The organism is Thauera aminoaromatica, assembly GCF_000021765.1.
Taxonomy (GTDB): domain Bacteria; phylum Pseudomonadota; class Gammaproteobacteria; order Burkholderiales; family Rhodocyclaceae; genus Thauera; species Thauera aminoaromatica.
On record NC_011662.2, the window covers coordinates 523,129 to 546,516 of the forward strand.

General features: G+C 64.4%; 23 protein-coding genes, 1 tRNA gene and 1 pseudogene. 7 read left to right on the top strand and 18 right to left on the bottom strand.

The window, feature by feature from the left end; translation table 11 throughout:
* The first annotated feature begins 56 nt into the window (after positions 1-56).
* On the top strand, positions 57-278 hold the full coding sequence (locus tag TMZ1T_RS02220; RefSeq protein ID WP_004265401.1) for a hypothetical protein: 222 nt from the start codon (positions 57-59) through the stop codon (positions 276-278).
* Between the two features lie 795 nt (positions 279-1,073).
* Here TMZ1T_RS02220 and TMZ1T_RS02230 read toward each other — a convergent pair.
* Positions 1,074-1,325, bottom strand: a complete 252-nt coding sequence (locus TMZ1T_RS02230) for a hypothetical protein (protein ID WP_004265416.1) — start codon at positions 1,323-1,325, stop codon at positions 1,074-1,076.
* A gap of 113 nt (positions 1,326-1,438) precedes the next feature.
* Positions 1,439-2,623, bottom strand: a complete 1,185-nt coding sequence (locus TMZ1T_RS02235; protein WP_012584457.1) for a DUF4062 domain-containing protein — start codon at positions 2,621-2,623, stop codon at positions 1,439-1,441.
* 203 nt (positions 2,624-2,826) lie between these two features.
* Between TMZ1T_RS02235 and TMZ1T_RS02240 the strand changes: the two genes are divergently transcribed.
* Positions 2,827-3,240 carry a VOC family protein gene (locus tag TMZ1T_RS02240; RefSeq protein ID WP_012584458.1) on the top strand — a complete coding sequence of 138 codons (414 nt, stop codon included), beginning with the start codon at positions 2,827-2,829 and terminating at the stop codon, positions 3,238-3,240.
* Between the two features lie 49 nt (positions 3,241-3,289).
* Here TMZ1T_RS02240 and TMZ1T_RS02245 read toward each other — a convergent pair whose 3' ends face one another.
* From TMZ1T_RS02245 to TMZ1T_RS02280, 8 genes are all read right to left on the bottom strand, one after another.
* Complete coding sequence (locus TMZ1T_RS02245) at positions 3,290-3,676, bottom strand: bacteriohemerythrin (protein ID WP_004265432.1); 387 nt, start codon at positions 3,674-3,676, stop codon at positions 3,290-3,292.
* A gap of 7 nt (positions 3,677-3,683) precedes the next feature.
* Entirely contained in the window at positions 3,684-5,333 is a 1,650-nt protein-coding gene (locus tag TMZ1T_RS02250) for a solute carrier family 23 protein (RefSeq protein ID WP_012584459.1), read from the bottom strand.
* 563 nt (positions 5,334-5,896) lie between these two features.
* Positions 5,897-5,971, bottom strand: a tRNA-Gly gene (locus TMZ1T_RS02255).
* An 82-nt stretch (positions 5,972-6,053) separates the two neighbouring features.
* Entirely contained in the window at positions 6,054-7,784 is a 1,731-nt protein-coding gene (gene ptsP, locus TMZ1T_RS02260; RefSeq protein ID WP_004265629.1) for a phosphoenolpyruvate--protein phosphotransferase, read from the bottom strand.
* A 1-nt stretch (position 7,785) separates the two neighbouring features.
* A complete protein-coding gene (locus TMZ1T_RS02265) occupies positions 7,786-8,055 on the bottom strand; it encodes an HPr family phosphocarrier protein (RefSeq protein ID WP_004265630.1) in 270 nt (89 codons plus the stop codon).
* A 53-nt stretch (positions 8,056-8,108) separates the two neighbouring features.
* Positions 8,109-8,498, bottom strand: a complete 390-nt coding sequence (locus TMZ1T_RS02270; protein ID WP_004265631.1) for a PTS sugar transporter subunit IIA — start codon at positions 8,496-8,498, stop codon at positions 8,109-8,111.
* 493 nt (positions 8,499-8,991) lie between these two features.
* Positions 8,992-10,173 carry a Fic family protein gene (locus TMZ1T_RS02275; RefSeq protein WP_012584460.1) on the bottom strand — a complete coding sequence of 394 codons (1,182 nt, stop codon included), beginning with the start codon at positions 10,171-10,173 and terminating at the stop codon, positions 8,992-8,994.
* 209 nt (positions 10,174-10,382) lie between these two features.
* On the bottom strand, positions 10,383-12,008 hold the full coding sequence (locus TMZ1T_RS02280) for an ABC-F family ATPase (RefSeq protein ID WP_012584461.1): 1,626 nt from the start codon (positions 12,006-12,008) through the stop codon (positions 10,383-10,385).
* Positions 12,009-12,228: 220 nt separating this feature from the next.
* On the opposite strand from TMZ1T_RS02280, the gene TMZ1T_RS20425 reads away from it, so the two are divergent.
* From TMZ1T_RS20425 to TMZ1T_RS02295, 3 genes are all read left to right on the top strand, one after another.
* Positions 12,229-12,393, top strand: coding sequence for a DUF1328 domain-containing protein (locus TMZ1T_RS20425; RefSeq protein ID WP_004265637.1), 165 nt, complete (start codon positions 12,229-12,231; stop codon positions 12,391-12,393).
* An 89-nt stretch (positions 12,394-12,482) separates the two neighbouring features.
* Positions 12,483-13,118, top strand: coding sequence for a response regulator (locus tag TMZ1T_RS02290; RefSeq protein WP_004265641.1), 636 nt, complete (start codon positions 12,483-12,485; stop codon positions 13,116-13,118).
* Positions 13,119-13,131: 13 nt separating this feature from the next.
* Entirely contained in the window at positions 13,132-13,563 is a 432-nt protein-coding gene (locus TMZ1T_RS02295) for a response regulator (RefSeq protein ID WP_012584462.1), read from the top strand.
* A gap of 6 nt (positions 13,564-13,569) precedes the next feature.
* On the opposite strand, the gene TMZ1T_RS02300 is transcribed toward TMZ1T_RS02295, so the two are convergent.
* The 3 genes from TMZ1T_RS02300 to TMZ1T_RS02310 form a co-directional block, all read right to left on the bottom strand.
* Positions 13,570-14,964, bottom strand: a complete 1,395-nt coding sequence (locus TMZ1T_RS02300) for a CHASE3 domain-containing protein (protein WP_012584463.1) — start codon at positions 14,962-14,964, stop codon at positions 13,570-13,572.
* A 110-nt stretch (positions 14,965-15,074) separates the two neighbouring features.
* Positions 15,075-15,386 (bottom strand): BON domain-containing protein, encoded by a 312-nt coding sequence (locus TMZ1T_RS02305; RefSeq protein ID WP_012584464.1) that lies wholly within the window; start codon positions 15,384-15,386, stop codon positions 15,075-15,077.
* A gap of 257 nt (positions 15,387-15,643) precedes the next feature.
* On the bottom strand, positions 15,644-16,099 hold the full coding sequence (locus tag TMZ1T_RS02310; RefSeq protein WP_012584465.1) for a ferritin-like domain-containing protein: 456 nt from the start codon (positions 16,097-16,099) through the stop codon (positions 15,644-15,646).
* A 340-nt stretch (positions 16,100-16,439) separates the two neighbouring features.
* Between TMZ1T_RS02310 and TMZ1T_RS02315 the strand changes: the two genes are divergently transcribed.
* Complete coding sequence (locus TMZ1T_RS02315; protein WP_012584466.1) at positions 16,440-16,685, top strand: type II toxin-antitoxin system Phd/YefM family antitoxin; 246 nt, start codon at positions 16,440-16,442, stop codon at positions 16,683-16,685.
* Positions 16,682-17,107, top strand: coding sequence for a type II toxin-antitoxin system VapC family toxin (locus TMZ1T_RS02320; RefSeq protein WP_012584467.1), 426 nt, complete (start codon positions 16,682-16,684; stop codon positions 17,105-17,107). Before TMZ1T_RS02315 ends, TMZ1T_RS02320 begins: the two co-directional genes overlap by 4 nt.
* On the opposite strand, the pseudogene TMZ1T_RS21760 reads toward TMZ1T_RS02320, so the two are convergent.
* From TMZ1T_RS21760 to TMZ1T_RS02335, 5 genes and pseudogenes are all read right to left on the bottom strand, one after another.
* Positions 17,062-17,265, bottom strand: a pseudogene (locus tag TMZ1T_RS21760) (hypothetical protein); the annotation flags it as partial. The gene TMZ1T_RS02320 and the pseudogene TMZ1T_RS21760 sit on opposite strands and share 46 nt — an antisense overlap.
* Before the next feature lie 336 nt (positions 17,266-17,601).
* Complete coding sequence (locus tag TMZ1T_RS02325) at positions 17,602-19,335, bottom strand: ATP-binding protein (protein WP_004303623.1); 1,734 nt, start codon at positions 19,333-19,335, stop codon at positions 17,602-17,604.
* 9 nt (positions 19,336-19,344) lie between these two features.
* On the bottom strand, positions 19,345-20,358 hold the full coding sequence (locus TMZ1T_RS20430; RefSeq protein ID WP_004303621.1) for an SIR2 family protein: 1,014 nt from the start codon (positions 20,356-20,358) through the stop codon (positions 19,345-19,347).
* Positions 20,359-20,603: 245 nt separating this feature from the next.
* Entirely contained in the window at positions 20,604-21,965 is a 1,362-nt protein-coding gene (locus tag TMZ1T_RS02330; protein ID WP_004357889.1) for an IS1380 family transposase, read from the bottom strand.
* 490 nt (positions 21,966-22,455) lie between these two features.
* Positions 22,456-23,313, bottom strand: a complete 858-nt coding sequence (locus tag TMZ1T_RS02335) for a hypothetical protein (RefSeq protein ID WP_004303620.1) — start codon at positions 23,311-23,313, stop codon at positions 22,456-22,458.
* Positions 23,314-23,388 lie beyond the last annotated feature (75 nt).

A 23,388-nucleotide genomic window follows, 5' to 3' on the forward strand; every position in this document is an offset into this window, starting at 1 on the left:
GCGCTGCGACCGTGCCGGCCTGTGCAATGCTCTCATTCCCGGAAAGGCCGCGGAAGATGCTCAACTGGATCCTGAATCAATTCAAGCGACAGTCGGCCGAGGATCTCGAGCGGGCGCGGGAAATGGTAAAGGCCGCGGAAAGGGGGCACTCGCACCCGGACCTCGGGAAGGCACGCGATGTTGCGCGCACGCTCGGAATCGAAGTGGATGTCCATGCGAGCGCCGAGCAGCTCATCCAGGCAATCCGCCGTTACCTCGCGCGCCACGGCGAGATGTGAACCCGACCGCGCAAGACGCCGAACGAGCGCTCGAGCCGGGGGACGCCGACCGGCAGCACGGCAGCTTTTGAAGGATCCTCATCGGCTGGGAATCTGTCGTGGGAACATCGGGGTGATGAATGTCTCTTCCGCATCCGGTCGAGACCGCCACCGTCGGTTTGCCGCGCCCCAACGCGGGTTCGGGGCTGGGAGTGTTTCAGTCCGGCCAGATCGAGACGACCATACCCGTTTCGCCCTGCCGCTGCGAAAGGTGGAGGTTTCACTCCGGCCAGTGGCAACCGCTGGAACGGCGCGCCGGCGGGTGGGCCGTGATGACGGGTCCGTGGCGTTGCGGGCGCTTGGGTCAGGCGAAGGCGTCCGGGGCCTGCATCCACGCGGGAATGTCGCGTTCGCCGTGCAGTACGCGCCAGACATCGATGTGGTCCGCGCGTTCGACGTAAAAGACCAAGTAGGGGTAGCGTAGCGCGAAAGCCTCCACGAGCGCAGATCAGGAAGGTCCAGCTCATGCCCAGAGCGCGGCGAACCCTTCCCCGGATGGCGGGAGATGTGGGTATAAGCCCGTTCCAGTGCGTCGATGAAGCCCACCGCAACCGCCGGGGAGACCTCTTCGAGGTCGTGGGCTATGGCGGCGTCGACGTCCCGGTTTGCCTGTTCACGAGGAACGACGGGCTTCAACTTCACCCGCGAGATGCCGACTTGCCTGCTCCGTGCACCCGGCCACGCAGACTTTCAAAGTAGGCGGCATCCGCCGGCGGCGCCGGCGCAGTGGCTGGCAAGATTTGGCAAGATTGTGCTTCAGCGGCCGCTGCGCCAGGCGTCCAGATCGCTGCGTTCGATGTGAGTCTCGCGCGGGTTGATGTTGCCCGGCAGCAGGGGCCCATCCCATTGCTCGGTGGCCCAGCGCTTGACGTTGGCGTGCAGCTCGCATTGCTGTATCGCGTTTGCCAGCAGGACCTCGGCGTCGTGCGTCGAAATGCCTCCGCCGGCGAGCAATTTCGCCGCGTCGTGCAGCGTCAGGGTGGTGCCACCGTCGCTCGTGTTGGTCATTTTGATCTCCCGGGCCTTGCAGCGTGTGCCGAACCGCGATCTCGACAACGGTGCCGGCGGATGGTGCGGCGAGCCAGCGGGGCGCGGGATCGGGATCTGAACCCGAGTTCCATTCAGCCCCCCGTGGCGTAGGGATACAGCCGGCTGATGAACTCCTTGTCGCCCGATGACAGGGTGGTGTTGGTGCTGAAGATCTGCTTGCCGCCGGTGACTTCCTTCGGGAAGAAGTAGGACATGATGGACAGCGGATCGAAGGGTTTGGCAAAGGGGAAGCGGTCGGTCTCCCAAGTGCGGTAGAGGTACTGGTCGATGGTGTTCTGGTCCCAGTGGTTGGGCGGGCCGCCCAGGAGCTTGAGGACCTCCTTCCTGTCCCAGGGAATGTCGCCGCTGGGGTTGTTGTGTTCGTGGGCGAGGCCCAGCACGTGGCCGAACTCGTGCAGCACGACCGACTCGACGTCGTCGATCGGCAGCGCCGGCACAAGCCAGCCGAGGTTCATGGTCGGCTCGCTCGGCGGCACGGCCAGGGCGTTCGTGCCCTCGTAGGACCAGGAGCCGCCATCCTTGTCGAAGGCGACACGCACCTCGGCATCCTTGTCCTCGCTGGCGACGAAGAAGATGTTGGCGTAGGCGCTCCAGATCTGCGCAAGACGCAGGATGCGTGCCGCGAAGGCGCCGTCGGCGCCAAGGAAGCGCACCCTCAGGCGCGAGCCCGGCACCCACATCAAGGGGTTGGTCCTGCGTGCCGCCGCCTGAACCCCGGGCGCCAGGGCCTCTTCGACCGCAGCATGCCCAAGCTGCGATTGGGCGCGCGATGTCTCCGACTGCCAGCTGTAGAGCGCGGTGACGACCTTGATCGCGAGCGCCTCCGGCGTCTCGAAGGTCGATACCAGCCCTTTTTCCCGCAGGGCCTTGCGCAAGGCGGCGATCTTCTTGCCGCTGTCGTTGTCGCCGGTGGTGGAGTCCATCTGGTCCGGCGGCCACGGCGCGCGATTGTCGGTCAGGAAGATCAGGCAGGGCTTCTTGTGCTTCTTCGCCTCGAGGTACTCCAGCTCGGTCACCGAGCGGCGCTGGGGATTGCCGGCGCGCGGCACGTAGCCGTAGCGCCAGGCGAACAGGCCGATATAGACGTCGCTGTCGCGCACGTCGCGCAGGCACTTGTCGAGCGGGCGCTCGTCGGCGGCGACGTAGTCCTCCATCGCGATGACGTCGTGGCGCAAGGTCCGCAACTGCTCATACACGCGGCGCCGATAGTCCTTCAGGTCCTCGAAGGTCGAGGATATGTAGATTTTCAGGCCCATCGCCTTCCCCTCATGCGGCCCCTGTGCTTTAAAGGTAGTGAGCCGCGGCAAAGTTGCAAGATGAGCATCGGCTTTTCGGGCCGCCCGCATTGACCGCTTCCGGCGGGCTTTGCGGGGAGTCGTCCACCGCGTGGCCCGTCAAAGCGCCGCAGCGTAATCGGGGTCTGTCCCCGTTTTTCATCGGCAAGCGGCGAGGTGTGGAGATGAACACGCTGGGATGGCAGGAACTGAAGGTGGTGGCACTCGCCGTCGACGACCTGGCGAGGGCGGAGGATTTTTACCGCAGCAAGCTGGGCCTCGAGCCGAGGCCGCAGGCGGACGGTGACGTCGGTTTCGCCCTGGGCAGCCTGACGCTCCTGCTCAAGCCGCTTGCCGGACCCGGCGGCGCGGCGGAGAAATCGCCCTATCCGCGCCTGACCGTTGCGGTTGCGGACGCGCCGCGGATGGAGCGGGAACTGGCTGCGCGTGGCGTCACGATCAGCGACGCGGTGCAACTCTATGAGGACGGCTGTTACTGGGTCGGCGCCTTCCTGGACAGCGAGGGCAACAAGCTGTGGTTCTGCTCCGAAGCCGGGAAGCCCGCGCCAAGTGTCTCTGGGGGCAGGTCTTCCCCTTGATTGCAGAGGAAACACGGCCGTGGGGCTGCCCTCGGTTGTCCCAGGCCTTTCATGGCCCGGACGCGTCGCGGTCCGAGTGGGCGATGTGGCCGAGCAGCCAGTCGCGCAGCACCATCAGGAGCTCGACCGAACGCTCCTGGTCCGACAGGTCGCTCATGGCGCACAGGAGCGCGAGCTGATCGCGCAGCGCCTCGTGTTCCTGCCGATGGCGCGCCAGGTCCGGGTGGTCGCGTGCCTGCATCCACGCCTCCTCGCGCGCGAAGTGCCCGGTCACGTAGTCGTCGAGGGTGGCGAGTGCGCTGTGCAGGGCCGCGGAGCTGCGATCGAACAGCATCGCATCGAACACCATGTTCAGCGTGTCGATCAGCTTCTGGTGATCGGCGTCGAGGCTGTCGACCCCGAGCGAGAGCGCCGGGGTCCAGATCGCGATGGGCATGTCGGCCTCACTGCTCGAAACATAGCGAGATGACGCTGCTGCCGTCCGCGCGCTTGCGGTGGGCCATCGCGTCGCTGACCCGGTCGGCGAAGAAGCGGCCGTCCGGGGTGGTTTGCGCGTCCTGCGCCGGGGCCGCGCGCGTGAGACCGATGTGCAGCGTGCAGCCGTTGAAGGCGAGCTTCAGGCTGGAGGCGCGCTCGTCGAGCAGCTCGCGCAGGGTGAGCATGACGCGAACCTTGACGTTGTGGGCCACGTTCCATTCGTCGAGGATCCTCCGGACCTGGCGCAGGCGCTCGCCGACGGGGTGGCCGGGATCGAGGGCGACCGTGGCTTGGCGGGCGTTGCCCCAGCTCAGGAAGGCGTTGACCAGCAGCGCGGCGAACACGCCGATCGCGAGCGCCGAGGACATCAGCGGCTTCACCGAGTCGGGCAGTTGCGCGAACAGGGGGGCGTTGGCGACGCGTGCGATCGCCACCAGGAGCGGAAACGCGACCACTCCGGCCCGGCGCATGTCCATCGGGACGGTGCCGAGGACCTGGAATCCGTTGGCGATGACCAGGCAGCCGGTGAAGACCAGCATCCCGCCGACCACGGGATCCGGCAGGGTGACCACGAGGTGCGTGAACGCCGGACTGAGTGCGAACACCAGCATCCATGCGGCGACGGCGATGCCGATGACGCGGCTGGTTGCGCCGCTCGCGTGCGAAACCCCCACGCTCGAGGTCGAGGAGTTCGTGCCGGTGCTGCCGAACAAGCCCGAGAGGGTGGTGGACAGCCCATCGACGAGCACGCCCCGCCGGATCGCGTGCATCTCCGGCCGAACCCAGGCGGCGTCGTTGATCCGCGCACAGATGTCGACGGCACCCATGGTCTTGAGCGACGCGGCGACCGCGGCGAAGAGGAAGGGGAGCAAGTAGCCGACGTCGAATTCGAGCCCCAGATGTGCGGAGGAGGGCAGGCCGAACAGCGCCGACGAGAAGGCGTCGCTTGCGCTGCTCGGGCCGGGGATGCCGGTCGTCAGGTACACGAGATAGCCGCAGGCCATGCCGAGCAGGGAACAATACAGGCGCCAGCGGCCGCGCCCGAAGACGCCGAAGACCACCGAGACGAAGAAGGTGGCGCCGCCGACCACCAGGCCGGGGACGCCCGCGCCGGAGAGGCGGTTCAGGCCGATGACGCCGATCTCGATGCCGACGATGATGATCGAGAGCGCGACGATCTCATTCGGGAAGAATCGGCGGGCCCGTACCAGCAGGCTGGCGAAGAAGGCCTGGAAGATCCCGGCGACCAGCGTCATCCCGCACACGACCGGCAGCCCCCCGGTGGCCGCGGCGAGCGAGGCCGACAGATAGATCCCCGAGTTGCAGCTGACGATGAAATACCCCGAGCCGAGTCGTCTGCTGCACTGGACCAGCGTCGCGATGGCCAGCGCGATGAGCGAAAACGAGAGCACCCCCTCGGCGGCGGCCGCGTCGACGCCCGCGGCCCGGCAGATCATGACGACGATCGCCAGGTTGGGCGCCGCCACCATGAAATGCTGGAGCCCGAGTGCAGCGAGCGTCAGGGCGCGCGGTTTATCGTCCAGTCCGTGGATGAGGCTGTCCGGCCGTCGCGCCATCAGGGAGTCGGACCCGCGGCGGATACCGGGAAACATCATCGTGATTCTCCGAGTCCGCGGATAGGTGGAACGATGGCGGCGAACGATCCGGGCGCGCCCGACCTCGGGCCGGCTGCAGGTGTGGAACACCCTTCAACCGGCTGGCCGCATCAGGGTGGGAATGGTGCTCGGGCGTTGCGCGACAGGCGCTTCGTCGCGGGCGATTGATTCAACATAGACGAGGAAACAGGCGGGGTCAGGCCTTTCGTTCGACGCTCACCGCGCTATCTGCCGGCGCTCGTGTGCCGACGATGCGAGCCGCGTCTCCACTGCATTTCGGCGCGCCAGAGTTTGCGAGGCATCGGTTAGCGCCCAAGATCGCCGGATCGCCTCGGCAAGGCAGATGATGATCGCCGCGCCCCTGTGCGTCGTTTGTGGCCGGTTCTAGTGCGCTGGGGGGTATAGCCGCCGACTTTCCGTCGCGTGAAGGCCGGACCGGAGCGCAGGCCGAGTGCGTGACTACGCGGTGGCCAGATTGCCCGGATTTGGCTGCACCATGGCTACATGGCGCCACAAAGCACAACGCCAGCCCCGGGAGGCTGGCGCAAGTGCTTGAATTCAGATGGAGCGGGTGAAGGGAATCGAACCCTCGTCATGAGCTTGGGAAGCTCAGGTAATAGCCATTATACGACACCCGCATTTCGGGCCGACCTGGCGTCGACCGCGAAGAAGGCCGGATTGTACTGCCACGGCCGGTGCGCTTCAACCGCGGCGGTGTTTTCAGGCGGTGAGCCGTTCCACCGCCTCGCGGATGCGTGCCGGCTCGTCCATCTTGAGGATGCGCTGCACCCTGGGGGCGAGCTCGCCGAGGTCGGCGCGCAGCACCTGCTGCTTGATCTCGAGGATGCTGCCCGGGTGCATCGAGAAGTTGCGCAGGCCCATGCCGAGCAGCAGCTCGGTGTACAGCGGGTCGCCCGCCATCTCGCCGCACACCGACACCGGCAGGCCGAAGCGCGCGCCGCTGGAGATGGTGCCGGCGATGAGCTTGAGCACGGCGGGGTGGAGCGGGTCGTAGAGGTGCGCGACGGCCTCGTCCGAGCGGTCGATCGCCAGGGTGTACTGGATGAGGTCGTTGGTGCCGATCGACAGGAAGGCCAGCCGCCGGATGAACATGCCGAGCGACAGCGCCGCGGCGGGCACCTCGATCATGCCGCCGATGCGGATGCCCTCGTCGAACTTGATCTTTTCGGCGCGCAGCTCGGCCTTGGCCTTCTCGAGCAGGGTCAGGCACTGGTCGACCTCCTGGGCGTGGGCGAGCATCGGCACCATGATCTGCAGGCGGCCGTGGGCCGAGGCGCGCAGCAGCGCGCGCAGCTGCGTCTTGAACATCTTGGGCTCGGCCAGCGAGTAGCGCACCGCGCGCAGGCCGAGCGCCGGGTTGGGTTCCTCGCGCGCCTGGGCACCGTTGAGCGCCTTGTCGGCGCCGACGTCGAAGGTGCGGATGGTGACCGGCTTGCCGGGCAGGGCCTTGACCACGGCGCGGTAGGCCTCGTACTGCTCTTCCTCGTCGGGCAGGGTGTCGCGGCCGATGAAGAGGAACTCGGTGCGGTACAGGCCGATGCCGTCGGCGTTGGCGCTCTTGACCGCGGGCAGGTCCTTGGGGCCCTCGATGTTGGCGAGCAGGTTGACCTCCTCGCCGTCGAGCGTGGCGGCGCGGGTGTCGCGCAGGCGGTTGAGCTTGGAACGCTCGATCTCGAGCTCGCTGCGGCGCAGGCGGTATTCCTCGACGATCTGCTCGTCGGGGGCGACGATGATCACGCCGCGGGTGCCGTCGACGATGATGAGCTCGTCGTCCTCGAGCAGGTCGCGCACGTGGTGCAGGCCGACCACCGCGGGGATCTTGAGGCTGCGCGCGACGATCGCGGTGTGGCTGGTGGGGCCGCCGACGTCGGTGACGAAGCCGGCGATGTTGTGGTCGCGGAAGCCGATGGTGTCGGCGGGCGACAGATCGTGGGCGACGACGATGCTGCCCAGCCCGTCGCGCCGGCGCGGCGGCAGGTGGCCGGGGTGGCCGAGCAGCACCTTGACCAGGCGCTCGACGACCTGGACGACATCGGCCTGGCGTTCGCGCAGGTAGGGGTCCTCGATCTGGCGGAACTGCTCGACCAGGTGCTCCATCTGCTGCACCAGCGCCCACTCGGCGTTGCAGCGGCGCTCGGTGACGAGCTGGCGGGCGGCGTCGACCAGCATCGGGTCGGCGAGCATCATCAGCTGCAGATCGACGAAGGCGCCGACCTCGCTGTGCGCCTGGCCGGAGGTGGTGATCGCCTTGAGACCGATCAGCTCGCCCTGGACGGTGGCGAGGGCCTCGTCGAGACGGGCGAGTTCATCGTCGAGGTAGCGCGGCGCGACGTGGTAGTGATTGACCTCGAGCAGCGCGTGAGAGACGAGGTGGACATGGCCGATCGCGATGCCCTGCGAGACCGCCAGGCCGTGCAGCGTGAATGACATCTCATTCCCCTTCGCCGAAGCGGTCGGCGACCAGCTCCTGGATGGCCTGCAGTGCCGCGTCGGCGCCCTCGCCCTGGGTGTCGATGGTGATCGTGCTGCCGCGCGCGGCCGCCAGCATCATCACCCCCATGATGCTCTTCGCGTTCACCCGGCGGCCGTTGCGCTCGAGCCAGACCTCGCACGGAAAGCTGCTGGCAAGCTGGGTGAGCTTGGCCGAGGCGCGCGCGTGCAGACCGAGCTTGTTGATGATGGGGGCGTCTCCTCGCGGCATCTTCGCGGTTCTCCGTGGTGCGTTCGTTCGTATGTTCTTGTTGGCGGGTGTGATCAGCCGGGCTGCACGCGCGTCACGCCGTCGCCCGCGCCGCTGACGGCGCGCCGGATCAGGGTGTCGAGGTTGCCGTCGCGATGGGTCAGCACGCGCAGCAGCATCGGCAGGCTGACTCCGGCGACGAGCTCGATGCGCCCGGGCTCGATCAGGCGCGTGGCGACGTTGCACGGGGTGGCGCCGTAGAGGTCGGCGAGCAGCAGCACGCCTTCGCCGTCATCGACCGTGGCGATCATCCGGCGCGCGAGGGGCAGCGCGTCGGCGGGATCCTCGCCCGCCGACAGGCCGAGCTGGCCGAGCAGCGGCGGGCGCTTGTCGAGGACGTGGCACACGCACTGGATCAGCGCTTCGCCGAGGGTGCCGTGGGTGACGAGAAAGAGGCCGATCATGGGGTTCTCCGCAGCCTTCGATTCTAGCCGACTCGCCGCCCGCCGTGCCGCTGCGGGCGGATCGAGTGCGCGGGCGAGGCGAAATCCCATCTGTCATGATCTGTTTGTACAAAAATATGTAGAAAGCTGCAAGACTCCGCCCCTCGTCGCCGCGGCGAAGGCTCGGCCGTGCGCGTGAATTCCGCGAATTCCCATAATCACAAGGAGCTGCAATGACGGATGGCAGCGATCCGATGGCTCCCTCGGGGGCGGTCAATCCGATCGACACCGACTACAAGGTCGGCCAGGACAACACCGTCCTCAACGTCGGGCCCTTCGGCCTCGACATCCACAACCGCGTGTTCGCGGTGTCCGGCCTGCTGGTGGTCGCCTTCGTGATGCTCACCCTGGTGCCGAACCGCCTGCCGTGCGTCCACGCTGGACCCGGGCGCTCCTCCATCGTGCGGAATTGCGCTCGACTCGCCAGGACCGCCGCGAACCTGCAGATGCGGGATCAGGGCGCCTTGACGTTCTTCGGACGGATGCAGCCCGGCCACAGGCGGTTGTCCGTGTCGAGGAGGACGAGTTCGAGCTCGCGCAGCTTCTTGAGGTCGCGGCTGCGGGTCTTGTCGTTGAGCTTGAGGTAGAGGCTGGCGTACCACGGGGCGTGACGTACCGCGTCCAGCCCCTGCGCCTGCCCCTGCGCCAACAGTTGCGAGACGATGGTGTACTGGCGCGGGTTGAGGGTCTTGTTGTCGAGCAGCTCGCGGCAACGGCTCTGGAAGAGCAGGACGCCGACGAGGCGATTGACCCGGTCGTGCAAGGCGTCGATCGTCGCCAGCATGCCTTCCTGGTGAAAGAGCACGAAGTCCGTGTTCGGGTGGGGCCGGTGCTTGTCCGCCCCTTTACGGCAGGTGTTGAAGAGCGTGAAGTAGGCGTCGATGTGCTCGAGGTAGTAGCGCGCCAACGCGAAAGGGGCGTATTCGTAGCCGGCGGCCTGCAGCAAGGTCGCTTCGACGACGCGCCCGACACGGCCGTTGCCATCCCAGAAGGGGTGGATGAGTTCGTAGTAGTAATGCACCAGCGGCGCGCGGACGAGCGGGTGGATGCCTGCATCCTCCAACTGGCCGTGCCAGGTGATCAGTGCTTCGAGCAGGCGCCAGATGTCGCCCCCGTATTGTGGCGGCTTGTAGCGTCCGCCGTGCTGCGGACTGCCGACCTGGGCGGTGCGTCCCTTGGGGGTGTCGCGGAGAAGGCCGGGGCGGTTGTCGGCGTGCGGCAGATCGTGGGTGATCAGGCCGTGCACCTCGGTCATGAAGTCGATCGACAGCTTCCAGCCCGGATCGAGCGCAGCCTGTCTTGCGCGTTCGTAGGCGGCCTTGATGTTGAGCACCCGCCGCTGCTCGATCTCCTGCACCTGCGCGGGATCGAGGTCGATGGCGGAGCGTGTTTCATCCTCGGTGAGCGTGCCGCCTTCGATCGTGTTGGTCCCGTAGATGCTGCTGGCGATCACCTCGCGCTCGAGTTGATTCGCCACCTGCGCGAGCGGCGAGGCGATGAAGCGCCGATGGGCATCCTCGACGCGCTGCATCGGAAGCTGCAGGCGGCCAGTGTCGACGCCCACCTGAAAGAGGAAGGGGCCGAAGCGGTCGGTTTCGACGCGCAGCGCGAGCTCGGGAATCTCGGAGGCGATCATGTCTGCCGGAATGTCCGCTCAAAAAAACAGAATTTAATTCTATTTTCAATGAGATGGCGCGCGTTATCGGCGATCCGTGTCCGTCCGGATGTCCAGCGCTCGAGGCCTGATGGACCCGGCTCGGCAAAAGCGAAGGGGCGAACCGGCCGCCGCATCGCGCGGCAGCGGGTTCGCCCCTTGTCGTGCATGCGCGGCTATCGCCGCGCGGATCAATCCAGGCCTTGCGAGCTGAGATACTCCTCGTACGTCCCGCGGTAGTCGATGATCTGGTGGTCGAGCTTGATCTCGATGATGCGCGTCGCCAGCGAGCTCACGAACTCGCGGTCGTGGGAGACGAACACCAGCGTGCCGTTGAACTTGTCCAGGCCGGTGTTGAGCGACTCGATCGATTCCATGTCGAGGTGGTTGGTGGGCTCGTCCATCAGCAGCACGTTGGGCCGCGACAGCATCAGCTTGCCGAACAGCATGCGGCCCTGCTCGCAGCCGGAGATCACCTTCACCGACTTCTTCACCTCGTCGCCCGAGAACAGCAGGCGGCCGAGCGTGCCGCGCAGCAGGGTCTCGTTGTCCTCGCCGGTGGCGGCGGCGGTGATGCGCGAGTAGGGGGCGATCCAGTCGGTGAGGCTGACGTCCTCGGCGAAGTCGGCCGAGTGGTCCTGCGCGTAGTAGCCCGGCTTGGCCTTCTCCGCCCACTTGATGGCGCCCTTCTGCGGCGCAAGCTCCCCAACCAGCAGCTTGAGCAGGGTGGTCTTGCCGACCCCGTTCTCGCCGATGATCGCGACCTTCTCGCCGGCCTCGATGGCGATCGAGAAACGGTTGATCAGCGGCTTGTCCATGCCCGGATAGGCGAACGAGATGTTGTCCACCTCGCAGGCGAGGCGGTGCAGCTTGTCCTTGTCGTCGTAGTCGAAGCGGATCCACGGGTACTGGCGGGAAGACGGCTTGACGTCCTCGGGCTTGAGCTTGTCGATGAGCTTGAGGCGGCTGGTGGCCTGCTTGGCCTTGGACTTGTTGGCCGAGAAGCGGCGTACGAAGGCTTGCAGTTCCTGGATCTTGTCCTTGGCGCGCGCGTTGGCCGACGACTGGCGCTCGCGCGCCATGGTCGACGCTTCCATGTAGTCGTCGTAGTTGCCCGGGTAGATCGTGATCGTGCCGTAGTCCAGGTCGGCCATGTGGGTACAGACCTGGTTCAGGAAGTGGCGGTCGTGCGAGATGATGACCATCGTGCAGTCGCGGTTGTTGAGCACGTCCTCGAGCCAGCGGATGGTGTTGATGTCGAGGTTGTTGGTCGGCTCGTCGAGCAGCAGGATGTCGGGGTTGGCGAACAGCGCCTGGGTCAGCAGCACGCGCAGCTTCCAGCCGGGGGCGACCTCGCTCATCGGGCCGTTGTGCAGCTCGGTGGGGATGCCCACGCCGAGCAGCAGCTCGCCGGCGCGCGCCTCGGCGGTGTAGCCGTCGTACTCGCCGACCTTGCCCTCGAGTTCGGCGGCGTGCATGTAGTCGTCCTCGGTGGCGTCCGGGTTGGCGTAGATCGCGTCGCGTTCCTTGATCGCCGCCCACAGCTCCTCGTGGCCCATCATCACCACGTCGAGCACGCGCATGTCTTCGTAGGCGAACTGGTCCTGGCGCAGGTAGGCCATGCGCTCGTGCGGATCCTTGGAGACGTTGCCGGCGCTGGGGTCGAGGATGCCGCACAGGATCTTCATGAACGTCGACTTGCCGGCACCGTTGGCCCCGATGAGGCCGTAGCGGTTGCCGTCGCCGAACTTGACGGAGACGTTCTCGAACAGGGGCTTGGCCCCGAACTGCTGGGTGATGTTGGCTGCGACGAGCACGGAAGCGTCCTGATTTTCAGATAAAACAAAGCCTTGGATTATAGCGCAGCGACGCTGCGGCGTGCGCTGCGAGTCGGAGCCGATGCGCGGAGCTGTGCCCGCGTGTCGGAATCGTCCGACGCCGGTTTAGGACCGGGCCGATGGGGCGGAGCGGGGGTGGCGCCTAAAGTGAAGACGTGATCCGGGGCTGCACCGCCCGGCGCCCTCAAAGGAGAACATCATGCTGCACTACGCCGTCGTCTTCTTCGTCATCGCCCTCATCGCCGCCGTGTTCGGTTTCGGCGGCATCGCCGCGGGTGCCGCCGAGATCGCCAAGGTGCTCTTCGTCGTGTTCCTGGTGATGGCGGTCGCCAGCTTCGTCATCAACCTCGTCAAGGGACGGTGAGTCCATGGCCCGCGTCGTTGGTGGGGCCGGCCTCGCCGGCCCGCTTCGGCTATGCTCGCGCCCCTACACCGCATTCCGGACCTCCGCCCATGCTGCGCATCGCCATCGTCGACGACCACCAGATCGTGCGTGCCGGCTTTCGCGAGCTGCTGGCCGACGAGCTCGGCCTCGAGATCGTGTTCGAGGCCGCCTCGGGTGAGGCGGCGCTCGAGTCCCTTCGCGAACAGCCGGTCGACGTGCTGCTGCTCGATCTGTCGCTGCCCGGGCAGAGCGGCGTCGACGTGCTGCGCGCGGTGCGCCAGCGTTACGAGGGCATGCGCGTGCTGATGCTGTCGGGTTTCCCGGAAGAACGCTACGCGCTGGCGATGATCCGCAACGGCGCCGACGGCTACCTGTGCAAGGACTGCTCGCGCGAGGCGCTGCTGCAGGCCATCCGCACCGTGGCGCAGGGCCGGCGCTACGTGTCGGCGCGCACCGCCGAACTGCTCGCCGACGAGCTCGGCGGCGGGGGCGGCGGCGCGCCGCACGAGAAGCTGTCCGACCGCGAGCTGCAGGTCTTCCTGCGCCTGGCGCGCGGCGAGTCGGTGTCGGACATTGCCGCCGTGCTCAACCTGAGCGTGAAGACCATCAGCACCTACCGCACCCGCCTGCTCGAGAAGCTCGGCGTGGCCAGCAATGCCGAGCTGGCGACCTACGCGCTGCGCCACGGGTTGATCCTGGACTGAGGAGCTCGTGTCGATGAGCGCGCCACTCAATTCCGAATCTGCCACCGTCCCCGCGCTGCGCGTCGTGCTCGTGGAAGACTCCGCGATGCTGCGCGGGATGTTGTGCGAGATGCTCGCCGAGCTCGACGGCGTCGGCGTCGTGGCCGAGGCCGAGGACGAGCAAGGGGCGCTTGCCGCGCTCGAGGCGCAGCGCCCGGATCTCGCCATCATCGACCTCGAGCTGCGCATGGGCAGCGGCCTTGGCGTGCTGAGGCAACTGCAGGCCGAGCCGGAGCGCTTCGGCCGTCCGCGCGCGGTGGTGTTCTCCAACTACGGCCACGCGCCGGTGCGCGCGCGCTGCGAGCAGCTCGGCGTCGAGCGCTTCTTCGACAAATCCTTCCAGCTCGACGAGCTGATCGACTTCGTCCAGGGGGCCATTCCAGGCATTCCCGGCATTCCGGGCTGAGCCGCTTCAGTGCATGCGTGCGAACGGCACGCGTGCGGTGATGCGCGTGCCCTTGCCCGGCGCGCTGTCGATCTCCAGCCGACCGGCGAGCATCTGCACCCGGTGCGCCATGCCGGCCAGCCCGTGGCGGTTGTGGCCGCGCGCCGCCGGGTCGAAGCCCACGCCGTCGTCTTCCACCGCCAGCACCAGCTCGTCGCCTTCGACCCCCAGGCGCAGGCGCACCGAGCTCGCCTGTGCATAGCGGCGCACGTTGGTCAGGGCCTCCTGCGCGATGCGGTAGAGCGCAAGTGCCGTCTGCGCGGGCACATCGGGCAGGGCATCGGGCAGCTCGATCGCGAGCCGGCCGCCCTGTTCGCCGATGTCGCCGCTGTCGGGCAGGGCGCGCAGCGCTTCGAGCAGGCCGAGCTCGGACAGCAGCGGCGGACGCAGGCCGGCCACCACCTTGCGCTTGAGCGCGATGCCCTGGTTCAAGGTGTCGAGCAGGCGGTCGAAGCGGCTGCGCATCGGCGCCACGGTGTCGGCCGGAAGCTTGCGCGCGATCCAGGCGGCGTCGAGCTTGGCGGCGGTGAGCAAGGCGCCGAGTTCGTCGTGCAGCTCGCGCGCGAGGCGCGCCTGCTCGGCCTCGCGCGCATTGGTCAGGTAGGTCGCCAGGCTGCTCAGTTCCTCGGTGCGGTGGGCGACTTCGGTGTGCAGGCGCTCGTTCTCGGAGCGCAGCAACTGCGCCATGCGTTCGCGCAGGCGGTCCTGGCGGTAGAGCACCACGACCAGCACCAGCAGCAGCGCCAGCACGCTCGCGCCGAGCACCCGGTTCATCGTGCGCGCGTCGCCAAAGCGTGCGAAGGCGCCATCCTGGGTGGCGTCGATCTCGGCCTGGGTTGCGGTACGCAGGGCGAGGATGCGGGTGCGGATGTCGTCGGTGACCTGCTTGCCGGTGCCGCCGTCGGGCTGGTCGGCGCCGGGCGGAACCCCGCGTTCGATCGCCTGCGTGAGCAGGCTCCAGCGCATGTCGATCAGCAGCGCCAGGTGGTCGACGGTCTCGTGCTGGCGCTCGTCCGCCCAGGTGTCGGCGCGCAAGGCTGCGAGCGTGCTTTCCAGCGCGGCCTGGCCGTCCTGGTAAGGCCTCAGGTAGACCGGGTTCTGCGTCAGCAGGTAGCCGCGCACGCTCGACTCGGCGTCGAGCATCTGCAGCAGCAGGGTGTCGAGGTGATGCAGGCGCACCGAGCGCGCGCGCAGATCCTCCAGCGCGACGCGGCTCGACTCGGACTGCCACTGGCCGGCGAGCAGCCACGCCAGCCCGAGCACGAAGCTCAGCAGCAGCACGGCGATCAGGCGCCCCGCGCGCGGGTGCGGCAGGCGGGATGGGGCGGGGGGCAAGGGCAGAGGCTCCGGATCGGCATTCATGAACCTGTCCTATCCTGGCCCACGCCTGCGGGCTTGTCCGCAGCATGGGGCGGCAGCGCGCACGGCCCCGGGCGCGGGCTAGCGTGGAAACGGGGCTGCGGCGCGCGTCCTCAAGGACGGATCACGATGTCGTTCTTCACCGACTTCACGCCCGGGGTGGTGCGCGCGATCTCGACCGCGCGGTTGCGCTCGGCGGTGCTCTTGGCGAAGCCGGACAACTGCACCGTGCCCTTGAGCGTCTCCACGCTGATCGACATGGCGCTGACGGTCGGGTCTTCGGCGAACTTCGCCTTCACGCGCGTGGTCACGGTGGCGTCGTCGACGTATTCGCCGACCGTGGATTGGTCGCGGGTGACGGCGCAGCCGACGGCGGTGAAGGCGAGCAGGCCGGACAGGGCGAGGGTGGCGGCGGTGTGTTTCATGGCGGGTCTCCTGAGGGTTGTCGTGTCTTGGCGGGTCGGTCCCGCGAGTGGGTTGCAACTCCACTATAGGCGCGACTTCCTGCGGGCGTTGTCCGACGAGGCGGAAAACCGTGTAGGACGATTCCGTCACCTTCCCGTCGGGGGATGCCGATCATCGCGTGCCGGGGCGCTCGCCCGCGTCGCGCGGGAGCCTCCTGCGCGTGCGCAGGCCGCCGTCCTGCGCAGGGCGGACCGCCCTGGACGGTCCGCGTCCGCCCTCAGGGCCGCTGCGTCTGCGCGATCATCTTGTCGAGCGCCATCGTGTGGTCCGCCTCCTCGGTGGCGAACTCCATGGCCAGCGTCTTGATCTCCGGGTCGGTGCTGGTCTCGGAGACGGTGCGGTAGAAATTCATCGCGCGCGCCTCGTTCTCGCGCGCGTATTCCAGCGCCTGCCAGGCGTTCATGGTGTAGTCGAAGGCGTCCTCGTCGCCGACCTCGGTGGGCGCGACCCAGCGGTATTGCCAGGACTTGAGCCGCGGCAGCTCGTGGCCGGCGGCGCGCTCGACGATCGAGTCGCCGTGCATGTTGGAGTAGCGCACCATGTCGCGGAACAGCGAGGCGACCTCGAGGTTGTTGTGCGCCTCCATCATGTCGGCCAGTTCGAGGTAGCGTTCGGCGGCCTCGCGCTCCATGGCGATCGCGTGGGCGAGAAATTCGGGCATCGTGTAAGACATGGTCGTCCTCCTGGAATCGTGTCGTTTTGTTTGGCTTCACATATATCACGTGGTGAAACGGACGACAGGCTATACGCCGACGGTCTGCTTGTCTCGCCGCAGCGCACAAGGGGGGCCACGCACACACCGAAACCGGCTGTCGTCCATCTTCGTCAAGGCCGTCGCCCGGGCATCGGTCGTCGATGCACGCGCCGGAACGACCTCGCCCCCGCACTGGCCCGCACCCGCATGCCGTCTTGTGCCACTTGGCGCAGCTTCACCGTTGGAGAGCCTGTTGATGCCGTGCTTGATTCCCTTGTGAACTGGTCTATAAACTGGTCTATGGCAACCGGAGAACGTGATGAATCTTGAAATCGGCTCATACGAGGCCAAGACCAAACTGCCCGAACTGCTCCGCGGCGTGCAGGCGGGCAAGCGCTACACCATCACCCTGCGTGGCGAGCCCATCGCCGACCTGATACCGGCTGAAGGCGCCAAGCAAGCGGATGCCGCCGCGGCCGTCGATGCGATGCGCCAGTTCATGCGCGTGGCACCCGCCGTCGAGGGGATCGACATCAAGGCGCTGATCAACGAGGGGCGGGCATGAGCTTCGTGCTCGATAACTCGGTGGCGATGTGCTGGCTGCTGGCCGATGGCAAGCCGGCCGATGTGGCGTACGCCGAGGCCGTGCTCGATGCGCTGCGTGAGCAGCAGGCGCTGGTCCCATCGCTGTGGGCGCTCGAGGCCAGCAACATGATCGCCCGGGCCGAGGCCAAGGGGCTGCTCACCGAGGCACGCTCGCAGGCCTTCGTCGTCCTCCTGCAGCGACTGAACATCGCGACCGATCCGGCCACGGCCGCCCACGCCTTGGGTGACACCCTGCACCTGGCCCGGCGTCACAAGCTATCGGCGTACGACGCGGCCTATCTGGAGCTGGCCCTGCGAACCGGCCTGCCCCTCGCAACCCTGGACGCAGATCTCGAGAAGGCGGCGCAGGCCGCGGGCGTGGAGGCGTTCGCCCCGAACTGACCGGGCGCCGAGCCGTCGCCCTTGTAGCGGATGGGCTGATCGGCGATGGCCGTGAAATTGTCCAACTTCGCTTCGAGACGAAGTTCGTCGAAGCAGTTGCCCTTGATTTCCCAGGGGGGAGCCTGAAGCGGCGTCCCGAGTGAAGTGGGTGCGAATATCGCTGGTATCCCGGTGGAGAGACGGGCGTTTCCGAAAAGTTCGGGGGCTGACTGCTGGAGCGGCATGGGCAGCCACCCGGGATGTTGCTGCGTGCAGCCAGCCTGCGCGGACCGCAGCGTGGGTGCAGCTGTCGAGCAGCCCGGTGGGCCACGATCAACCACGGAGTCGATCGTATTCGCATGATGGTTGGAGCTCGTTTCCAATGATCAGTGGCCAATCGAGGCATCTGGCGGGTGACAGCAGCTCGGCCATTGCTGCCATTCGGCTCTTACGATCCAAACGGCGGGATTGTAAGGAAAAGCAGGCTTCGCAGCGGCTACGACACCCGGGGTGCTTCACTGAATGTTTTGCTTACGCCAGTTATCGACTGCAATCGACAAACGGTTGTCTTTGACTGGCTTCTGCCATTCATCCCAAAAATTGACCGTACCACTATTCGGTTTGTTTTTGGGCTCATCAATCCTGATCCGGCTTGGCAGGAGACTGGCGTCACCGACAACCAGAGCTTCGCCTGTATCGAGAGTGGGCAAGACGTCGCTAAATCCGCCAAGGCTATCGGGAAGCAGGCGCTTGATAACGCCTTGATCCTCGGCGTTGGTCAGCCGCATGGACACGAAGTTACTGCACTGGCTGAGCATCGTTTTATTCACTTCGGACGGACGTTGACTTATCACCACCAGGCTGACCCCGTATTTACGTCCCTCCTTCGCGATGCGCTCGAAAATATCGAGCGAGATGTCGTCGGCAGAGTCGGCCATGTTGCGCTGAGGCATGTAGAGATGTGCCTCATCACACAAAAGCGCAATCGGATGACGTAGCTCGGAGGGCGTCCACTGTTGAACGGAGAATGTAACCCGAGCAACGAGGGATACGATCAACGGCAGAACGTCGGAAGGCACTTCCGAGAAGTTAATGACTTTGATCCCGGCCTTGCCATTCTCATCGGCACTCCCGAGTACGGCAGTGGTGAATTTCTCGAGCCAGGTGAAATCCAGAACATCTCCACCGCCGTTGAACATAAAGCCAAGGCGTCTATCGGATATCTTGTTCTCAAGGCGGGAAATCATGCGGGCGAGTTTCCCGAAGAAATCACCTTGCTTTTCGGTACCTACCTTAGCGCCGGGAACCATTTCGACGTTGATGTCATTCAGCCGCCCCATAAGGACATCGAGATCGAACGGAACCGGGCTATCGACGGTGAAATGCTTCAACACATCTTGCTGGCCGTTTTCCTCCAGGTACCTTTGCTTCGCCTGGTTGATTTCGCGCGCCATAATCATGGCCTGGTTGGGGGCGTTCTGGTCGCTGCGGTCAACGAACATAGACACCAGCGCTTCATACGAAAGCAGCCAGTACGGCAGATAGAGGACACCATCGCCGATGGTTTTCTTGGCCTCAACGTCTGCTGGTCCTGCGACCTTGAAATGTTGAATGCCCTGTCCTACTAGTGGCGAGTATTCGCCATGGAGGTCGAAGACAATAGCGTTCGCCGTAGTTAGCCCCGACATCTGTTCGATGATCTTGGCAGTCGTCCAGGACTTACCCGACCCGGTGCTGCCGCCAATGAAGGCGTGGCGCTGGAAAAATTTATTGCCGTTGAGGTAAGCAACGGCGTGCTCGTCCAGCGTGTATTTGCCGAGAGTCAGGGCATTCCCACCGGCTGAGACGCTGGAAAGGGTACGCATGAAACCTGTGAGGTTTTCGCTTTCGAGCGAAAAGCAGTTCGCGTCAATTTCAGGAACGCTTTCGAGCGTACGACGGAACACGTTTTCTTTTTCACCGTCACGATCCAGCATCGTGCCAATCAGAGCGATACGGCACAGATTTAACTCTGACGCGTGGCCGTTGATACTGTCATTGATAATTTCTTCGATGCCGCGCTTACGAGTCACCTGCGTAATGAGACCGATGAGGTGCTGTCCGGGCCTGCTGCTTTGAAGCACGGCGAGATGGTTAACCTGCAACCTTTTGAGCTGGTCGACATTCTCCACCTCTACGATCACATTTGTGGTGTCGACGGAGGCAACCTTCCCAAGCGCTTCTTCGTCCCTAAAGTTAAAAATCGGCATCTCTTCGTCCTACATGATGAGTGAAAGGTAACCTTCAAGACTCCAGATATTCTTTTCCACCTTCAACGGAGCGCTATCTAGGGAGGAATAAACGATGGATTGATCGTCTGTTTCGCCCCGTTCTATTGCCAGGTAGTTCTGTGCTTTACCATCAAGAATAATCTTCTTCGCAGAGTCGGAAAGCGTATAGGTGATAATGGTTATAGGCGTTCTCTGCCGAAGGCACTTCACCATCAGTTTCGGCTGAATATGCTCATCATTAAAACCGTAGCCAATACAAAGGTAAGAACCGGCTTCATTGAGAGCCTGGTCAGCGTTATTAATAATGGAGCGGAACGGCTCAAGATGCGTTTTTTGGTATTTCTGCGTACCAGGAGTCACAATCTGCGGCTGGTAGCCATCCGGTATACCTTGGATATTTGAGAGTGCGACAGTATCTTCCAGAGGGGATTGGAACCAATCCAGAGATCCATGGACCTTCCAAATATTAGCCCTGCGCGCAGAGGTAATTTCTGTAGGGGCTGCGAGCTGGCGGCAGAAGCCGTGTGTGAACCCTGTGTAATGATGGATTCGCCCGTGATCGCAGGCATACTCCGCCAAGCGATCATAGTTTGTAGTGACGATATTTATGACTTTGAGGCTGCTTTTGAACATGTGTTCAAGAAGGCGGCTCAATGGAAAAATCGCATTATCCTGAAGACTCTTTTGAAATATTTCGCTATCTTCAGAGTCAATCAGGATCCAAGTGGCTTTAACAATTCTGGATGTCAGTTCTTCAGAAGCTGTTACTTGGTGTAGGGCGGTTTCTAGGTCAACATTATCCTTCAGCAGCTGGCAGAATTTCTGCCATGCCTCGATTTCAGCAGCATTCAAGCCTGAAATGTCGGTATTTGTGACCAGATGGTTCGCTAGCGCCCACATTCCAGACATGCCGTGTGCAGCCGAGGCGCCGCTGCCCAAAATGATGACTGGTGCCTTCCCGTAAAAGTCCTGCGCTTGTTTTTGGTAATTGAGGTCAGACAAAATCCTGAATCCGTGTTGTCTTCAGCGCGTACCCGCTCCGCGAGCCCCAGCGCATGATTTTTCTGCTGCCTGACTCCCAATCTCAGCTCACCGCAGCCCCGAGCACCGTCCTTTCACGGCCCGGAGGCCCGGCGAGCCGGGCTTACGGGGGGTGCGCTACGTCATTTTCCTGCTCCCACGCGGCCGTCGCCCTTTCGCCGCAGCGAAATGGCCTCGATTCGGAGAATTTGGCCGTCGGATTTGCATCACGGCGAAGCCACCGCGCACAGTCGCGCCTGCACCGTGGTGAACACCTTCACATGCGCGGCGACGCCGCGTCCGAAGTCCAGCACCAGGCGGCGGGCGTGTTCGACGAACTTCGCCGCACGGTACATCACCTCCTGCAGCACTGTCTTGATGCGTCGGCGCTTGGCCGGGTGACGGATCGGCGAGAGCTCGCCGGTCAGCCCGAGTTGGCCGATCAGGCGCAGGCAGTTGTAGGCGAACGCGGCCAGATGCATGACCGCGTCGTTGGTGTCGAACTTGCCCGAGGGCAGGCGCTCGAGGTCCAGGTCGGTCTTGATCTCGGAGTGGAACTGCTCGTGCGTGCCGTGGTGCTTGTAGAGCTCGATCACGTCAGCCATCGCCACTTCGAGGCTGGTCCACCAGCCTTCGATCTCGATCTCGGGGGTCAGCAGGTGCTGGCCCTTCTTGTCGATCGTGCGCTCGGTCACCCGCACCACCAGACGCAGCGTGCGCTTGGCCTTCTTCCAGGCACGGTCGATCTTCAGGTCCAGCAGCCCCACCCGCTTGCCCGCGCGCACTTCCTCGAAGACGCCGGCGGCCTCGGCCCGGTCCACCCAGGCGGTCTTGTCCTGACGGCGCGGATTCCACTTGGTGAGGTAGTCGAACGAACGCCCCAGCGCTGCCCAGCGATCGCGCTCGTCGGCCAGCGCGAACAGCAGCCGGGCGCTGTCGAAGCCGCTGTCGGCCCGCCACAGCAGCTTCGCATCGGCCGCACACACCCGGCGCAGGCGCGGGAACGCGCGCTCGAAGAAATACTCGGTCTCCAGCGCCGAGTGGTGCGACCCCGCGCGCAGCTCCAGGCCGAGGTTCCAGCCCTCGTTGCCCAGGTACAGCGCGATCGGCGTGTAGCCATCGACGCCCTGGTAAGTGCGGCTGACCGCCTCCTTCTTGGTGTCGGAGTTGTCCATCACGAAGGTGTCCAGATCGGCGCAGACGTAGCCCTTGTGCGCCGTGATCGGCGCCTCGGTGCGCTCGAGCAGGCGCAGGCTCAGCTCGTCGGTCAGCTCGCGCAGCTCGGCCGCGCGGGCATCGAGCCGTTGGCGCATCCACACGCTGCCGGGCACCTTGGCGAGCCCGAGCGCTTCCTTGAAGAAGCGGTCGCCGCGAAACGGCTCGATCGCCTCGAAGTCGCTTTTGCCCAGGCTCAGCAGCCCCACCACCGACTTGACCAGGTCCGAGCTCCGCATACCCTGCGACACCGGCAGCCTCGGGTCGATCACCGCCTCGACCTGTGCCGCCTGGCAGCACTGCCCGATCAACGCCAGGCCCGAGTAGGACGTCAGATTGAGCTTGGCGGATTGCTTGACTTCGAAGCGCGGCATGGTCGGTTGGGTGAAAGGCTCGGATGCGTAATTATACAATTACATCAATGCGTTAGGCTGGATTTCCGGCTAAGCGAACACGGATTCAGGAAAATATTATCCCCGTTGATTACGCCAGTCCGAATAAAAAGTCTAGAATTCTATCGGTCAGCAATGCCCCAAACCTTCAACTTATCGATGTCCATCGGGACCAGTGATGATCATCAATCCTAGACAACTCCGGTTCTTATTAGACCATCCTGCCCAATGCTAGCGCTCCACCTTTAGGGGGCTACAAGTAACGAGCGCTCCAGTTGGATCGGCTATATAAAGGATGCGCAATTATCTATTATGCGATTGTGATCAACTGATGGGCAATGTCTGGTTGCAGCTGAGAGCTGTCATCCTGTGCAATCGACCAAGAGTCTGCAACGGCCCACCAGCCGAAGTAGATCGTCTGACAGTTTTCGGGGTGGACCTGACGGTCTGCGTAAAGATCTCAAGGGGCGATTCATTCGATCCATGGCAGCCTACCCTGCTGCGGATCGCACACATTCGACGCTGATGGTTTGTTTGTCGCACATGCGTCAATCAGGACAACATCTCGGCGCCCAGACAATCCAAGTTCGGCGAGAATGGTTTGAACCTTACGGAACTCGCTTTCCGAAAAGTACAGAATCGCTTTGATGGACTTCGCCGTGTCGTTCGCCGCCTCATACACGCCAACCTGATGCTTCATGTTCTGTTTCAGCTTCGAATTCGATGCTAACTTGAATTCGATCAGAGTCTTGTCCCGGCTGCCCTTGGAAACCTTGAAATCGACAGGACCTCTGCCGTTATTCACCTCGCGATTCACGTCGTAAATGGAGGCGCACCACGTAAGCTTATACATGAGTTGCAGGTCCGCCTCTCGATGAATCGGCTTGCCATTGTGGTAGAACATGCGATAGCCATCTTGGTCCTCGATGACCGATTTCAGGTAGTGCAGGCGCCGCATGGATTCTTCGAAGCTGTCATCCGCCTCTTGATAAAATTCTGTACCAACCAGCTTCTGATCGACCAGCGCACGGATCTGATGAATGAACTGCTGCTCTGTGTCGCGAACCTTGGAGTTGCTGACCTTGTGGGCCTCGTCTCCCGTCTCCTCCTTGTGTCGGATGTAGTAGTCCAGCACTTGCGGGAACTGCTCGATGGTGATCGCAGCAGCCTCTCGAATTTCTTCTTCCTTGGCGTCCTCCGACAAGCGGCGCAGGAAATACTCATTAACCTGCGCCCTCAATTGGTCATCGGGGATCGAGTTGTAGACGCCCTGAAAGTTGTCGAGTAGGTCGCTGCGATTAATCCATGCCTCGTCTTTAGTCAGAATCACCTTCGGGGTCAGCAGGACATAGTCGTTGCCGAAAGCCGGCAGGTCATAACGCCCACCCTTCCACCGCCTTGTCTT

Excerpts from the sequence above, each read along its gene's own strand:
- TMZ1T_RS02315 (WP_012584466.1), top strand. The coding sequence starts at position 16,440 with ATGAATCTTGAAATCGGCTCATACGAGGCCAAGACCAAACTGCCCGAA.
- TMZ1T_RS02270 (WP_004265631.1), bottom strand. The coding sequence starts at position 8,498 with ATGATCGGCCTCTTTCTCGTCACCCACGGCACCCTCGGCGAAGCGCTG.
- TMZ1T_RS02325 (WP_004303623.1), bottom strand. The coding sequence starts at position 19,335 with ATGCCGATTTTTAACTTTAGGGACGAAGAAGCGCTTGGGAAGGTTGCC.
- TMZ1T_RS02230 (WP_004265416.1), bottom strand. The coding sequence starts at position 1,325 with ATGACCAACACGAGCGACGGTGGCACCACCCTGACGCTGCACGACGCG.
- TMZ1T_RS02305 (WP_012584464.1), bottom strand. The coding sequence starts at position 15,386 with ATGAAACACACCGCCGCCACCCTCGCCCTGTCCGGCCTGCTCGCCTTC.
- TMZ1T_RS02220 (WP_004265401.1), top strand. The coding sequence starts at position 57 with ATGCTCAACTGGATCCTGAATCAATTCAAGCGACAGTCGGCCGAGGAT.
- TMZ1T_RS02250 (WP_012584459.1), bottom strand. The coding sequence starts at position 5,333 with ATGATGTTTCCCGGTATCCGCCGCGGGTCCGACTCCCTGATGGCGCGA.
- TMZ1T_RS02300 (WP_012584463.1), bottom strand. The coding sequence starts at position 14,964 with ATGAATGCCGATCCGGAGCCTCTGCCCTTGCCCCCCGCCCCATCCCGC.
- TMZ1T_RS02265 (WP_004265630.1), bottom strand. The coding sequence starts at position 8,055 with ATGCCGCGAGGAGACGCCCCCATCATCAACAAGCTCGGTCTGCACGCG.
- TMZ1T_RS02310 (WP_012584465.1), bottom strand. The coding sequence starts at position 16,099 with ATGTCTTACACGATGCCCGAATTTCTCGCCCACGCGATCGCCATGGAG.
- TMZ1T_RS20425 (WP_004265637.1), top strand. The coding sequence starts at position 12,229 with ATGCTGCACTACGCCGTCGTCTTCTTCGTCATCGCCCTCATCGCCGCC.
- TMZ1T_RS02330 (WP_004357889.1), bottom strand. The coding sequence starts at position 21,965 with ATGCCGCGCTTCGAAGTCAAGCAATCCGCCAAGCTCAATCTGACGTCC.
- TMZ1T_RS02245 (WP_004265432.1), bottom strand. The coding sequence starts at position 3,676 with ATGCCCATCGCGATCTGGACCCCGGCGCTCTCGCTCGGGGTCGACAGC.
- TMZ1T_RS02295 (WP_012584462.1), top strand. The coding sequence starts at position 13,132 with ATGAGCGCGCCACTCAATTCCGAATCTGCCACCGTCCCCGCGCTGCGC.
- TMZ1T_RS02320 (WP_012584467.1), top strand. The coding sequence starts at position 16,682 with ATGAGCTTCGTGCTCGATAACTCGGTGGCGATGTGCTGGCTGCTGGCC.
- ptsP (WP_004265629.1), bottom strand. The coding sequence starts at position 7,784 with ATGTCATTCACGCTGCACGGCCTGGCGGTCTCGCAGGGCATCGCGATC.
- TMZ1T_RS02275 (WP_012584460.1), bottom strand. The coding sequence starts at position 10,173 with ATGATCGCCTCCGAGATTCCCGAGCTCGCGCTGCGCGTCGAAACCGAC.
- TMZ1T_RS02290 (WP_004265641.1), top strand. The coding sequence starts at position 12,483 with ATGCTGCGCATCGCCATCGTCGACGACCACCAGATCGTGCGTGCCGGC.
- TMZ1T_RS02235 (WP_012584457.1), bottom strand. The coding sequence starts at position 2,623 with ATGGGCCTGAAAATCTACATATCCTCGACCTTCGAGGACCTGAAGGAC.
- TMZ1T_RS02240 (WP_012584458.1), top strand. The coding sequence starts at position 2,827 with ATGAACACGCTGGGATGGCAGGAACTGAAGGTGGTGGCACTCGCCGTC.